The sequence below is a fragment of the Variovorax paradoxus NBRC 15149 genome, assembly GCF_001591365.1.
Taxonomy (GTDB): Bacteria; Pseudomonadota; Gammaproteobacteria; order Burkholderiales; family Burkholderiaceae_C; genus Variovorax; species Variovorax paradoxus.
Window position 1 is genome coordinate 295,618 of the sequence record NZ_BCUT01000005.1, and the last position, 13,748, is coordinate 309,365.

The 13,748-nt window shown below is 64.9% G+C and carries 14 protein-coding genes; 9 read left to right on the top strand and 5 right to left on the bottom strand.

All coding sequences use genetic code 11. The features are described 5' to 3' along the window. Positions 1–411: 411 nt before the first annotated feature. On the top strand, positions 412–1,149 hold the full coding sequence (locus tag VPA02S_RS21725) for an AraC family transcriptional regulator (RefSeq protein WP_244883709.1): 738 nt from the start codon (positions 412–414) through the stop codon (positions 1,147–1,149). Between the two features lie 49 nt (positions 1,150–1,198). Here the strand turns inward: VPA02S_RS21725 and VPA02S_RS21730 are convergent, their stop codons facing one another. Then, entirely contained in the window at positions 1,199–1,978 is a 780-nt protein-coding gene (locus VPA02S_RS21730) for an SDR family oxidoreductase (protein WP_062365564.1), read from the bottom strand. A 26-nt stretch (positions 1,979–2,004) separates the two neighbouring features. After that, positions 2,005–3,150, bottom strand: a complete 1,146-nt coding sequence (locus VPA02S_RS21735; protein WP_062365565.1) for a PrpF domain-containing protein — start codon at positions 3,148–3,150, stop codon at positions 2,005–2,007. A gap of 187 nt (positions 3,151–3,337) precedes the next feature. On the opposite strand from VPA02S_RS21735, the gene VPA02S_RS21740 reads away from it, so the two are divergent. From VPA02S_RS21740 to VPA02S_RS21765, 6 genes are all read left to right on the top strand, one after another. Beyond that, the gene (locus VPA02S_RS21740; RefSeq protein WP_062365566.1) at positions 3,338–3,697 is read left to right on the top strand and encodes a Zn-ribbon domain-containing OB-fold protein; all 360 of its coding nucleotides are present in this window, start codon (positions 3,338–3,340) and stop codon (positions 3,695–3,697) included. Between the two features lies 1 nt (position 3,698). Further along, positions 3,699–4,835 (top strand): thiolase family protein, encoded by a 1,137-nt coding sequence (locus VPA02S_RS21745; protein WP_026284315.1) that lies wholly within the window; start codon positions 3,699–3,701, stop codon positions 4,833–4,835. A 10-nt stretch (positions 4,836–4,845) separates the two neighbouring features. Further along, the gene (locus VPA02S_RS21750) at positions 4,846–5,625 is read left to right on the top strand and encodes an SDR family NAD(P)-dependent oxidoreductase (protein WP_015867081.1); all 780 of its coding nucleotides are present in this window, start codon (positions 4,846–4,848) and stop codon (positions 5,623–5,625) included. A gap of 48 nt (positions 5,626–5,673) precedes the next feature. Further along, a complete protein-coding gene (locus VPA02S_RS21755) occupies positions 5,674–6,864 on the top strand; it encodes a CaiB/BaiF CoA transferase family protein (RefSeq protein WP_062365567.1) in 1,191 nt (396 codons plus the stop codon). A 9-nt stretch (positions 6,865–6,873) separates the two neighbouring features. Beyond that, positions 6,874–7,650: an enoyl-CoA hydratase/isomerase family protein gene (locus VPA02S_RS21760; protein ID WP_015867079.1), complete on the top strand. Its 777-nt coding sequence runs from the start codon at positions 6,874–6,876 to the stop codon at positions 7,648–7,650. A gap of 119 nt (positions 7,651–7,769) precedes the next feature. After that, positions 7,770–8,753: a Bug family tripartite tricarboxylate transporter substrate binding protein gene (locus tag VPA02S_RS21765; RefSeq protein WP_062365568.1), complete on the top strand. Its 984-nt coding sequence runs from the start codon at positions 7,770–7,772 to the stop codon at positions 8,751–8,753. 108 nt (positions 8,754–8,861) lie between these two features. On the opposite strand, the gene VPA02S_RS21770 is transcribed toward VPA02S_RS21765, so the two are convergent. After that, entirely contained in the window at positions 8,862–9,758 is an 897-nt protein-coding gene (locus VPA02S_RS21770; RefSeq protein ID WP_062365569.1) for an oxidoreductase, read from the bottom strand. A gap of 88 nt (positions 9,759–9,846) precedes the next feature. Between VPA02S_RS21770 and VPA02S_RS21775 the strand changes: the two genes are divergently transcribed. After that, complete coding sequence (locus VPA02S_RS21775; protein WP_062365570.1) at positions 9,847–10,725, top strand: MurR/RpiR family transcriptional regulator; 879 nt, start codon at positions 9,847–9,849, stop codon at positions 10,723–10,725. Then, positions 10,725–11,585, top strand: a complete 861-nt coding sequence (locus tag VPA02S_RS21780; RefSeq protein ID WP_062365571.1) for an EamA family transporter — start codon at positions 10,725–10,727, stop codon at positions 11,583–11,585. Before VPA02S_RS21775 ends, VPA02S_RS21780 begins: the two co-directional genes overlap by 1 nt. Positions 11,586–11,606: 21 nt before the next feature. Here VPA02S_RS21780 and VPA02S_RS21785 read toward each other — a convergent pair whose 3' ends face one another. Further along, positions 11,607–12,479 carry a LysR substrate-binding domain-containing protein gene (locus VPA02S_RS21785; RefSeq protein WP_062365572.1) on the bottom strand — a complete coding sequence of 291 codons (873 nt, stop codon included), beginning with the start codon at positions 12,477–12,479 and terminating at the stop codon, positions 11,607–11,609. Between the two features lie 25 nt (positions 12,480–12,504). Next, a complete protein-coding gene (locus VPA02S_RS21790) occupies positions 12,505–13,746 on the bottom strand; it encodes an MFS transporter (RefSeq protein ID WP_062366012.1) in 1,242 nt (413 codons plus the stop codon). Between the last annotated feature and the right edge of the window lie 2 nt (positions 13,747–13,748).

Sequence of the window (13,748 nt, forward strand, 5' to 3'; positions counted from 1 at the left end):
GTTCTTATTGCGAATCATTTTCATGCGACGATGCTAGTGATCAGCACATGCGCCGAGAATTGCAAAGTTGGACGAATGACTTCTCTTTTCGGTCATCGCGGAGGAGGCGTGGCCCGGCAACGATGTGGAGCCTGCGTCAACGCGGATGTCGTGACTCGGTGTGAGGCCTGAAGTAGGGCCTTGCCCGTCAGCACGTCCGAGCGACAGGCACTGCAGCGGCGGTGATGCCTTCGGTTGAGCAACGGGAAGAGTGGTCCGTCTGCGTGCCTTGGCCGATCTCAACCGCCACGAACAGAGCACCCATTCCAAGGCACGAGCGAGCCCGGTGGCGGGAGCAACACGAACTTTCTCAACATGCGAAGCGCAGAATTCGGCGAACCAGCTCTGGACTACGAACCGTCAGTACCTGTGATGGCACTGCGCGTCGATGTGGCGGCGCGCGAGCGAGAGATCCCTGTGCACGAGCACCGGTCCGGCCAGCTCGTGATCGCGCTGCGCGGTGCCGTCTCCTGCGAAGTGCCCGGCGCGCTGTGGATGGTCCCACCCCAGGCGGGCGTGTGGATTCCCGGCGGTACGCCGCACAGCAACCGAGGAACGGCCAACGCGCAGATCTTCTACCTCTTCGTGGAACCTGGCGCTGCCCCCTTGCCGGATCGTTGCTGCACCTTGCGCATCAGCCCGATGCTCAGCGAGATGATTCAGTACCTCGCAGGATTGCCGCCCTTGTACGAAGCCGGCGGGTCGACCGATCGACTGGCGCAGGTGCTGCTCGACCAGCTGTGCGCGATGCCCACGGAGGAAATGTTCCTGCCGATGCCTGAGGACGCAAGGCTCAGAAAGATCTCAACGGCGATGATGCGCGATCCCTCCGATCGCAGGACCCAGACGAACTGGGCAAGCGAACTGGGCATGAGCGATCGAACGTTGAATCGACTGTGCACCTCGCTGACGGGCCTGAGCTTTGGCCGCTGGCGGCGCCAGCTGCAGATGATCGTGGCACTTCGCGAGCTGTCCGGTGGCGCGACCGTCCAGCAAGTCGCCTACGACCTGGGCTATGAATCGCCCTCTGCCTTCAACACGATGTTCAAGAAGGCTTTTGGAAAGCCGCCCGCCACCTACATCAACGACCGCTTTCGAGTCGATGGATGACACGTGATTTCAGGTCAGCCGCACACCAGCGGCCATCCCATCGACACACTCACCTGTAAGCCCGGGCGTGGGTCACACCACCGTCCACCACCAGGGTAGCGCCCATCACGTAGTCACCTGCACGCGACGCCAGGAAGATCGCCGCGCCTGCGATGTCCTCTGAAGTGCCAATGCGTTTGGCGGGTATGTGTTCGGACAGTTCGTCGCCGCGGTCGCGCGCGTTGCGGTTCATCTCGGAGGGAAACGCGCCCGGTGCAATGGCGCTGACCGCGATGTTGTCCTGCGCCAGGCGCAGCGCCATGCGCCGGGTCAGGTGGATCAAGCCCGCCTTGCTGGCGACGTAGGAGTAATTCTCCTGAGGGTTGAGCGCGATGCCATCCGTGGACGCAATGTTGATGATCTTCCCCACACGCTCCTTGGCCGCGGCGCGCAGTGGTTCGGAGAGCGCCTTCGTCAAGAAGAAGGGTGTCTTCATGTTGAGATCGACCACCTTGTCCCAGCCGCTTTCGGGGAAAGCATCGAAGTCTTCTCCCCAGGCAGCGCCGGCGTTGTTGACCAGGATGTCCAAGGTGGTCTCATGTTGCGCGTAGGCAGCGGCCAGGGCTTGGCAGCCGTCGACGGTGGAGACGTCGTAAGGCAGCGAGACGCAGTGTCCGTGCTTTGACAGTTCCGACGCCGCCAGATCGCATGCCGCGGCCTTGCGCGCGCTGATGTAGACGCGTGCGCCTTGCGCCAAGAATCCCTCGGCGATCATGCGACCAATACCCCGTGAGCCACCCGTGACGAGAGCCGTGCGGCCTCGCAGAGAAAAAAGATCTTGCGTCATCATTGCAATGCCTCGGCAGTTCGGTGAGATCAGCCAACCTCGAGGAGAGCTCGCCTCACGTAGGCGGTTCCATCCAACAGCCGCCGAGCGGTTCGGGTGAAGTGCACTTCTCGGACCGTCCACTCGTCGTCGGCAGTGCGAGCCACGCTCGCAAAAATTCCGATCACACCACTCGGATGGCCGATGCGGATGCGCGTGGGACCGGCATGACTGCCTCGCGCCTCAGCCGGGATCGTTCCTGCGATCTGTGCTGCCACGGAAAGGCAGACCGAGCCACCGCCTGGAAAAGCCTTGTGCATCGCGCCGCCATTGAGAACCATGCGCGCCACGAAGTCGCTCTCCGACGACTTGACGATTCGATCGCCGCCAATGGTTCGGTAGTCTTGCGCTTCGCCGATGAGGATCTGGTAGGGCGTGAGGGTTCCTGACGCTGGCAGGTTGCAACGATCGGCGGCCCAGCGCCTGACTTCCTCGGCCATTTCGTAGATGTCGGAGCCGAGCTGACCGGGAAGCTCCGTGCCGGTGACGCCCAGATCCGCGGCGCGAATGAATACACACGCCGTTCCCACATCGACGATCGACACGGGTATCTCGCGACCGAGTTTGGAGACGTAGACCGAATCACGTGCCTGCCCGGTGGGCAGCAACCTGCCCGTGGTGGCGCCGCTGGTGCCGGAGTAGTCCAATGCGACCTCGGCGCCCTTGGCAGGCACCCCATCCACTTCGGTGTCGCCTTCCACGCGCGGCTCGCCGTGCGCACATTGCACCACCATGCGCAGAATCTTGCCGGTGTTGGTGTTGTGCACTCGCACCGTGGTGGCGGGCTCCTGCACGGGGATGAGGCGCTCCTGCAGCGCGTAGACGCCGGTGGCCGATGAAATGTTGCCGCAGACGATCTCGAAGCTCACGCTTGGCTGATCGATCCCGATCTGCACAAAGGTGTAGTCGATGTCCGCGTCAGGTCGTGACGGCGGCCCAATGATTGCGCATTTGCTTGTGAGGATGTCGGCGCCTCCAAGCCCGTCGATCTGGCGCACGTCCGGGCTGCCGAACAGTGCCAGAAGGAATCGCTGCAGCGCTTGCGGATCGGACGGTACGTCACGCTGTGCGAGAAAAACAGCCTTGCTTGTGCCGCCGCGCATCAAGGTGACCGGAACGCTTATTTGTTCTTTCATTCATTCAGTATGCGCGTGCGCAGGGCGAGCGTCCTTGCAGTTCGGCTGCTCTGGCTTTAGCAGAACTACACGCTTTGCACGCTTTAGGGCGGCTAAAGAATGCGCAGCACAAATCCAATGACGGGGCGGCCCTGGGTCACCAAACTTCCTGTTGCCGTGGCCATCGCCACCGGAACAGGAGACACCTTTGAAGATCATCAAGCGCACGGATTCCCACATCCGTGACACCCCTGGCGGCATGGTGCTTGTGGCCACACAGGCAGGTGGTCAGCCACCCCAGTTTCCGCCGATCGAGTTCGTCCACCACGACCAACCGATCGACGAAATCGAGACCGGCCCGACCGGGTCCCTCTACAGCTTCACGGTGGTCCATCCCGGCAAGGACAAGCCCGCCTACGCATTGGCGATGGTCGACTTCGAGCCGGGCGTTCGCGCCTTCGGTCGGCTCTTGTTCGATGGAAGCCCGCCTGCGATCGAAAGCCGCGTGCGCGTGGTGCCCTTCGCATTGCCGGACGGCACACCCGATTACGCCTTCCAGGAGCAATGAGATGAAGCAACCAATGATCACCGGCGTGGGCATCACCGACTTCGGCCGCTTTCCGGAGCTCACCGAAGAGGCCATGGTCCAGTCGGCCATTCTTGATGCCCTGGAAGATGCCGGTACGCGACTCTCCGAGGTACAGGCGTTCTACTGCGGCAACGCGCTCGGCGCCATGTTGCCAGGGCAGCGGGCACTGCGTGAACTGCATGCGCACGGGGGCGCCGTCTACAACGTGGACAACGCCTGTTCCAGCGGCGCGACCGCACTGAATCTCGCATTGCAGGCGCTCAAGGTCGGTCAGTACGACACCGTCCTGGTGTTCGGGATGGACCATCTGAGCGGTCTGGGCGGCGGGCCGCTGCAGCTGAGCCAGCAAGACTGGAACAACAGGCGGGGCATGATCATGCCCGCCTTGTACGCCATGCGCGCTCGGCGCTACATGCACGACCGCGGGCTCAAGCTCGAGACGCTTGCGGACATCTCCGTGAAGAACCGAAAGCATGGTGTTCTCAATCCCATCGCCAAGTTTGCAAAGCTGGCGACCCGCGAGGAGATTCTTGCGTCCCGCCCCGTGGCCGAGCCGCTCACGCTGCTGCAGTGCTGTCCCGCCGTGGTCGACGGTGCAGCGGCCCTCGTGCTCAGCACCAAGCCCTCCCAAGGCGTAGCAAAGCCGGTTCAGGTGCTGGCGTCCGTGGTGCAGTCCGGCTTGTTCGAAACCACGCCGGTCGATATGACAGAGGCCGAGATCACGGCGCGTGCCGCCAGGCTGGCCTATGAGCAGGCCGGTGTGGGACCACAGGATCTCAGTCTGCTGGAAGTGCACGACGCCTTCACCATCTCCGAATTGCTCTACTACGAAGCGCTGGGGCTTTGCGATCGCGGCGACGCGGCTGCGTTGCTGCACAGCGGTGCGACCGCCCTGGGCGGGCGGGTGCCGGTCAATCCTAGCGGCGGCCTTCTCGCCAAGGGACATCCGCCCGGCGCGACCGGCGTCGCACAGATCGTGGAGGTCTGCGAGCAGTTGCAAGGCCGCGCGGGAGCACGGCAAGTGCAGGGGGCGCGCATCGGCCTCACGCAGGTGACTGGCGGCGGTATCTGGGGCGTGGATCACGCCGCCTGCGCCATCCATATTCTTTCGCTCTGATCGGGTCGACATGAACCAGACAAATCCAACCGCGCCTGCCTCGTTGCAAGGCCTCGTCGCCGTCGTCACTGGGGGGGCGAAGGGCATCGGCCTTGGCATCGCCCGCGAGCTTGCGCAGGCCGGCTGCCGCATCGCGCTGTGGGACTTCGACGACGAAGCCCTGCAAGCGGCCCAGCGCGGCCTTGCGAGCGAGGGGTTCGACGTGAAGACCTTCAAGGTCGACGTGAGCTCCGTGGAGCAGGTGGAGTCGACGGTGGCCCAACTGCTGGCATCCCATGCCCGCATCGACATCCTGGTCAACAACGCCGGCATCGGTGGAGACAAGCTTGTTTCCAAGATGGACCTGGCGTTCTGGAGCCGCGTGATCGAGGTCAACCTCCATTCGCAATTCATTTGCTCCAAGGCGGTCTTGTCCCAGATGGCGGAAAACCGGTTCGGACGCATCATCAACATCGGTTCGCGTGCCTGGCTGGGCAATCGCGGCCAGGCGGCCTATTCCGCTTCCAAAGGGGCCGTGGTGAGCCTGACCCGCTCGCTGGCGCTGGAATATGCGCGCAAGGGCATCACCGTGAATGCCATCGCCCCGGGCATCGTCGAGACGCCGCTGTTTGAAACGCTTACCGAAGAGGTCAGGCAGGGCCTTCACAAGACTGTGCCGATGGAGCGCATCGGCCAGCCGGAAGACATCGGTCGTGCCGTTCGATTCTTCGCGGAGCCAGGCTCCAGCTACGTCACGGGGCAGCTGCTTTACGTTTGCGGCGGACGCAGTCTCAGCAGCCCGTCGGTGTAGTGAACCGATGCGGATCCAAGAAGAACATCCAACGAGATCGAAGGTCGCATGCTCGCAAATGCATTGAGCGGATTGAAGGTGATCGACTTCACCCAGGTCATGGCGGGCCCCACGTGCACGCTGTGCATGGCCGACCTCGGGGCCGACGTCGTGAAGGTGGAAGCCCCCACAGGAGATCTGTCGCGAGCGCTGTCGCCCTGGGTTCATGGCGAGGGCGTTCCTTTCCTGGCGCTCAATCGCAACAAGCGCAGCATCGTGCTCGATCTGAAGCAGCCGACCCACCGGCAAGCGGCGCTGCAGTTGGTCGCGCAGGCGGACGTGCTGGTGGAGAGCTTCCGCCCGGGCGTGATGGAACGCCTGGGGCTTGACTACGCCACGGCGGCTGCGGCCAATCCGCGGCTGATCTATTGCTCCGTCTCCGCGTACGGTCAGCACGGGGCCGCCAAGGACCTGCCCGGGGTGGACGGCGTGCTGCAAGCCGTCAGCGGCCTCATGAGTGTCACCGGCGCGCCCGGCGGCGAGCCGTGCAAGGTGCCGGTGCCCGTGGTCGATCTTGTCACGGGGTCGTTCGCGACCATCTCGATCCTGGCTGCCCTCGCGCAGCGCCAACGCACCGGGTTGGGCCAGCACGTGGAAGCAAGCATGTTCGCCAGCGCCATCGCGCTGCAGCATGTGAGTTTCGCGTCTTATTTCGCGGACGGCCATGTGCCCGGCCCGCAGGGAAACGCCGCGCCGTATTCGACGCCGAACGAGGCCTTGCGTTGCGCCGACGGGTGGATCATGGTGGCGGCCTATCACCCCGCGCGATGGCAGGCCTTGTGTGCCGCCATCGGTGCGCCTGAGCTCGCATCGGACCCGCGCTTTGCCGAGAACAAGGATCGGTTGCAGCACCGCGAGGCGCTGTTGCGCCTGCTCGAAGCACGCATGCTCGCGCATTCCCGTGCCTTCTGGCTCGAGCAGTTCGCGGCCGTGGACATCATCTGCGGGCCGATCAACAACTATGCCGAGGTCGCGCGGTCCGCGCCGTTCGTCGAAGCAGCGCTCACAGAGACCTTGCAGCACCCGGTCGCAGGTGCGTTGACGATGCCACGCAGCGTGATGGGTGCGGTTGGCGAGCGGCCCCAGGCGCGACGAGCGGCTCCCACACTCGGACAGCACACCCGCGAGGTGTTGGTCGAACTGGGCATGCCACCGGAAAACATCGAGGCGGTCATCGCCGCCGACTCTCCTTCGAACTGAGACACACCCATGCCCATCGTCAAGACAGTCCAGGACGGCGTCGCCATCGTCACCCTGAATCGGCCCGAAGCCATGAATTCCATCGACCCGGAATCCAACGAGCAGTTGCTCGCGATCTGGGACGAGGTCTCCAGCGACGAGGGCATCCGCGTCCTCGTGCTGACGGGCGCGGGCGAGCGGGCGTTCTGCACAGGTGCAGATCTCAAGAAAACGATGCCGCCTGCCGACAGCGCAGCCCGGCAGGTCTTTCGCGCCGGTACCCGGCATTCCAACTTCGGCACGCTGCAGACCGACAAGCCTGTCATCGCCGCGATCAATGGCTATGCCCTTGGCGGTGGACTGGAACTGGCTTTGCTTGCGGACATCCGCATCTGTTCCGAGAACGCGCAGTTCGGCTTGCCGGAAGTGCGCGTCGGCAGCATCCCGGGCGCCGGTGGCACGCAACGCCTGATCCGCGCGGTGGGCCAGTCGGACGCGATGTGGATGCTGCTGACGGGCGAACGCATCGATGCCAACGAAGCGTTGCGGATCGGACTGGTCAGCAAGGTCGTTCCCCTTCCCGCGCTGCAGGAAACCGCGATCGACCTGGCACGCGCAATGGCCGCCAATGCGCCATTGGCGATGACCGCGGCCAAGCGTTTGGCGATGACCGGACGGGAGTTGCCGCTTGCAGGTGGACTGGAACTGGAGCGCCAGGCTTTTGGCGTGCTCAGGGACAGCGAGGACCGGCTGGAGGGGCGTCGTGCTTTCGCCGACAAGCGCGCCCCGGTCTTTCGCGGTCGCTGACTTTGCCTCGCGCAGTGGCGCCAGCGTCGTGGGTCGCTGCGCGCTCGAATCCCTCTGGTGGCCTCGTGCCGACGCCGCAACAACCGACGTGACCTCGCTGAATTTTCCTGGAGCAGCTCTTGAACAAACCGAGCACCGCCTGGCTCTACAGCCTCGCACTCATCGTTGCCGTGTCCTTCGGCACGCCCTCGGCCATCGCGCAGTCGGCCAGCCGACCGCCCGCAAGGATTCTTGTGGGTTTCTCTCCTGGCGGGACACTCGATGTCGTCACACGAGCGCTTGCGGATCAGCTGCATGAGCCGCTCAATCGCACGGTCGTGGTGGAGAACAAACCCGGAGCCGGCGGAAAGATCGCGGTCGATGCGCTGCGTGCCGCCCCTGCCGACGGAAGCGTGGCCATGCTGTGTCCTGACTTCCTGCAATCGATCTATCCGTTCGTCTTCAACAAGCTCAACTACGCTGCGCAGCGGGATATCCTGCCGGCGTCGACGGTGGTCGAGTTTCCGATGGCGCTGGCTGTACCCGCGACCTCGCCCATCAAGACGTTTGCTGAATATGCCCAATGGGTGCGCGCCCATCCCGAGCATGCCAACTTCGGCCATGCCGCATCGGGAGGTCCGACCCATTTCTTGGGATTGCAGATCGCCAAGGTCATCGGAACGCCCCTGCAGGACGTGCCGTTTCAGGGCGCAGCCCCGATGATCGTGAACCTGGTCGGTGGCAATGTCGCCGCGGGAAGTTCCACGGTCGGAGACTTCGCACAGCACCACAACGCTGGCAAGCTTCGCGTGCTGGCAGTCACCTCTGCGCAGCGCTCGCCGCTTCTGCCTGACGTTCCGACGTTCGGCGAGCTCGGTCGAAAGGAGCTCACCGCGGTGGGCGTATTGGCCATATGCCTGCCTCCTGGAACGCCTGCCGTCGTCGTCTCCGAATGGAGCACTGCGATCCGAAAAGCGGTGGCAACCGAGCAGTTCGCGCGCAAGATCCGCACGCTCGGCTTTGTGGAGACGGCAAGCTCGCCGGCCGAGGCTCGAGCCAGGTTCGGCGAAATGCGCGCCTTCTGGGAGCCGGTGGTCAAAGCTTCGGGGTTCAAAGCGGATTAGGGCCGTGGCGCCCGGTGATCGCGCACCGGCTGGACAGCAACTCGACTGAGATTGCGGCGCCCGCGGCAAGGAGGAAGAGGCGCGACAGTGCGCTCATCGGCCGCAGGATCAGCCAGGGCCGTCGCTCGCGGCCGCGAGCAGCGGCACCAACATATCGCTGATCGGCGTCGGGACCCCCCGAGCCCGGCCGCGACGCGCGACCACACCGTTGCGGATATCCCATTCGAGCGGCCGGCCGGCTTCGCGATCCGTGAGGATGGACGTGCCCATGTCTGCGGGAGCTGCCTGGAATTTGTCGAGAATCTCCTGCGGCACCCCGTCGTCTAGTTCTGCGCCTTCGGCGCGCGCCACGGCCAGGCATTCCCGCAGATAGGCAAGGGCGAGCGCGGCGATATCGGGCCGCCCGAACATGCCCGAGCGGCGTTGCGTGAGCACCATGAATCCGGCCACCGCGTTCTGCAGCAGTTTGCGCCAGGCCAGCGCGTGGAAGTTCGCGGCCAGCTCGACGCGGCACCGTGTGCCTTGCAGCGCCTCGGCTACGACGCGGGCATGCGACGTGTCTGGCAGGCTCAGGCGCATGTCTGCGCGCAGGCGCACCGAGCCGTCGGCTTGGGCCTGCACAGGGAACCACACGACCGCGGGAACGACCTGCGCGGCCCAGGCATGCAGGGCGACCCGCTCCAGCTGCTCGACGCCGTTCTGCAAAACGCACACGACAGTCTTGGGGCCACCCAAAGCGGTGAGCCAGTCTGCAGTCGCCTCGATCTGTGTCGCCTTGACCGCCAGAAACACGAGGTCCACCGCCCCACCGATTTGGATGGGATCCACCCGCACCGGAACGGGCACGGTGATGAGGCGATCGCCATCCTGAAGCGTCAGGCACGCCCGGGGTGTGCGGCCGCACAGCAACGGTGTGCGACCGGCTTCGTGCAGTGCCGCCGCGACCGCGGTGCCGATGGCACCGGGACCCACAACGGCGATGGATGCAGCCCTTGTTGTATTCATGAACACAGACTCCTTCGAGCGTCCCTTCAGCGTTCCGTACGCGCCATGCTTGCGCTCGTCACCGGTGCAATGTAATCTATTACTGAATATGAAGAGAGATGGTAATAGAGTTTCAGGCAATGCGCGCTTGTTGCAATGGATCGGAAGCATCCAGGCCCGAACTGGCGATCTCGCTGCCAGCGAGGCAAAGGTCGTCGAACTGTTGCTCGCCGATCCCTTGTTCGTGGGCGCGAGCACGACCGCGCAGGTGGCTGCCCGTGCCGGCGTTTCGCCGCCGAGCGTGATCCGCGCAGCGCGTGCGATCGGGTTCAGCGGTTTCACCGAACTGAAGATCGAGATCGCGCGTGCCCGCGGTACCACCGGGTTCTTTGCGCCGCCTGGCGTGCTCACCGCGGGTGCGACGACTGCAGCGGTGCTCGAAGCCTCGACCCGCGCAGGCACTGACGCACTGACTGCGCTCGGCGGAGCCCTGGAGCTGTCGGCGCTCGAGCGGGCGGTCAGCACCATCGAGCAGGCGCGCCAGGTGATCGCATTCGGAGCCGGCCCCTCCGCGACGGTCGCCGCCGATGCGGTCTTCCGACTGCGCGCGGTCGGCGTGACGACCATCGGCATTGCGGACCATCTATCGGCAATGATCGCGACGCGGCTCCTGGGCCCCGATGACGTCGTCATCGCCATCAGTTCGACTGGGCGCACCTCGACGACGCTCGCCATCGCCGATGCGGCATCTTCTGCCGGAGCCTCGCTCATCGCCATCACCAACCAGTACGGCACACCGCTGGCGACACTCGCGAACATCGCGCTTGTGGTCGGCGGGGCACCACTGACGGCCCAGATGGCCGCGGCCGGGAGTCGGCTGGCGCAGCTCGTGGTGATCGACGCCCTGGTCGCGGCTGTCGCGCTGCGCGACCCGCAGCGCAGCCGCCGCGCCGAACGGGCGGGCATCGACCTGCCCGATATCGCCTGATGCCGCCCGGCACCGTCGCGATGGTCCTCGCCGCGGCGGTCGCCCATGCGGTATGGAACCTGGCCTCGAAGTACAAGCGCGGTGATGCCGTCCTGTTCGTCTGCGCCTACACCTACGCTTCGGCGCTGCTGTGCATACCGATCAGCCTCGCCTTCATGGCGGATGGGCAGCAGGTGCCCGGCTGGCAGCTCGCGGCGGGCGCCGCCGTCTCGGCCGTGTTGCACACCGCTTACTCCCTGACCTTGCAGGCCGGCTATGAACGCGCCGAACTGGGGGTGGTTTATCCGGTCGCCCGCGGCACCGGGCCGGTGCTGGCGATGCTGTTCGCGATCCTGCTCCTGGACGAACAGCTCACCGCTGCCGCGATGTTCGGCGCTTCGCTTGTCGTGGCGGGCATTCTCGTCGTCACCGGCAACCCGTTCAGAAGCGCAAGCCGCCGGCCGCTTCAGGGCTTGCTCTGGGGCGCCGCGACGGGGGCGACCATCGCCGCCTACACGGTCTGGGACGGCTATTCGGTCGTCGCGCTGCACCTGGCGCCTGTGAGCTACTACGCCGCCACGCTGCTGCTGCAGAGCCTGATCCTGACCCCCAGTTTGCTGCGTCGGCGCCATCGCATTCGAGCGGCCATCCGTGCCGACGCCGTGCCGATCCTCATCGTGGCTGTGTTCTCCCCGCTCGCCTACATCCTCGTTCTCACCGCCATGCTGAAGGCGCCGGTGGCGCTTGTCGCGCCCTTGCGCGAGTCGTCCATCGTCATCGGCTCACTCGTCGCGTGCAGACTGTTTGGCGAGGGTCATCTCGCGCGCCGCATTGCCGGCGCGGTGATCGTGCTGGCGGGGATCGCGGCGATCAGTCTTTGACGCCTTCTTCGATACCCCTTGCTACCGGACAGAACGGATCCAATCTCTGAAAAGCTTCACGGGAGCCTCTGCCGCTTTCAGCGGATCGCAGACCAGGTAGTACCCGGACTCCGTTCTGGCCACGTGATCCACGGCGATGACGAGCCGCCCGCTTCGCAGGTCGTCATCCACGTAGGCGCGCTGGGCGATGGCAATCCCCAATCCATCGGCCGCCGCCTGGTAGCACAGCGCAGCATTCGCCAAGGTGATTCCATGCAGACGCGGGGAATCTACAAGTTCGGCCGAACTGAACCAGAGCGACCAGGCTTCCGGCCGCATCATCGAGTGCAGCAGGTTGGCTTGCAGCAAGTCTTGAGGTGTCTTCAAATGCCTGGCCAGGTGGGGTGCGCAGACAGGAAGAAATTCGTCGTCGAAGAGGTGGTCCAGCTCGACATCGGCCCACTCTCCCATGCCATGCCGGATCGCGCAGTCAGCGCCCTCGAGCCGGATGTCGTCGGCCATTGCAATGGTCGAAATCTCGAGGTCAATGTCGGGGTGTTGCGCGTAGAAGCCGCGCAGGCGAGGCACCAACCATCGGATGGCCAGGCTCGGCGTCACCTTCAGGCGCAGCCGCTTGTCCAGCTGGATATCGACCACGTCATTGAGCGCATCGTTCAGGCGATCGAAAGCATCCGAAACGCGGTGGGCCAGTCGTTTGCCCACCGCGGTGAGCTCGATCTCGCGGCCGGATTTCTGAAACAGCTGCGCTCCGAGCCCGACCTCCAACAGCTTGACTTGCTGGCTGACTGCACCGGGCGTCACATGAAGCACCTGGGCGGCGCGTGTGATCCCTTTGGCGCGGCACACTGCATCGAACACGCGCAGCGGGCCCAGGAGCGCACGGAGACTGTGCATCGTGACCAGTGAAGGCGTAGCGAACTCAGCGCTCGCCCGGACCCGCCGCTGCGACCGTGCCGCTCGCGTGCCTGGCGGCCGGACGTTCCATGAGGCAGAGCATTGCGGCCGCAAGCAGCAGTCCCGCTGCCAGACAGAGCCACGAGACATAGCTGCCGGAAATGTCAAAGAGCCGTCCCGCGAGGAATGGCCCGATGCCGGCGCCAATGGCCACCGTGGCATAGACACCCCCGAAGAGGGTGCTGTAGAGGTTCAGCGGGAATTTTCGGCTCACCAGGTAGGCTGCGAGGTCGAACTCCGCGCCGACCGCGAAGCCAGTCATGAGCAACCCGGGAAGCACCAGCGCCGGTTGGCCCGTTGCCAGCAGCAGCATGCCGGTGGCAGACAGCATGAAGAGCGTCGCCGACAAGCGCGCGGCATCGAACATGTCCAGCAGAAAGCCGGTGACGATTCGTCCGACGATGACCGCCACGCCAAGGATGCTGGCGAGACCGGCGGCGCGGTTCGGGGAAAGCCCGAGGTCGGTGAGCATCGGAACGACGTGCACGATCGTGCCGAAGATGCCGACCGAGCACAGCAGGAAGACAGCGGCAATGCGGAAGAAGCGCGGATCGGCCAGCGCCTTCAGGTTACTTCCGGCTGGGGCACGGCGGCCCTTCTCTGCAGGGGCCGCATCCGCGCCCCGCAGGAAGTAGGCAATCAATGGCAAAAGTGCAAGGACGACCGCCGCAAGGCCCAGATAGGTGGCTCGCCATCCGAAATTGGCAATGGCCGGCGTGACGATCAGCGGAATCAGGATGGCCCCAACGCCCGTCCCGGTGATGGCGATGCCCAGGGCCAGTCCGCGTTGGCGAGAGAACTTGCCCACGAGGATCCTTGTGAAGGACAAGGGCGAGGTCGCGCCACCGAGTAGCGTCAGGACCGTGACCAACGCCAGAAAACTGGCCAACCCCTGTGTCCAAACGCCCAGAAGCAGGAACGATGTCGACAGGCCCACCAGGGAGAGCAGGGTGACGCGTCGCGCACCGTACCGGTCGATCACCTGTCCGATGAACGGCGCCGCGCATCCGAGCAGCACGCTGCTGATCAGCGAGCCCAGGGACGCGGTGCCTCGGGTCCATCCGAACTCGGCGGCGAGCGGCTTCAGGAACAGACCTGAACTGTAGAAGTACAGGGATGAGACGCCACTGGCCAGGCCGAGGAAGCAACCCAGGACGTAGCGCCAATGCTGCCGCAGTTCCGAAGGTGAATGAGGAGAGGGCGTCATGT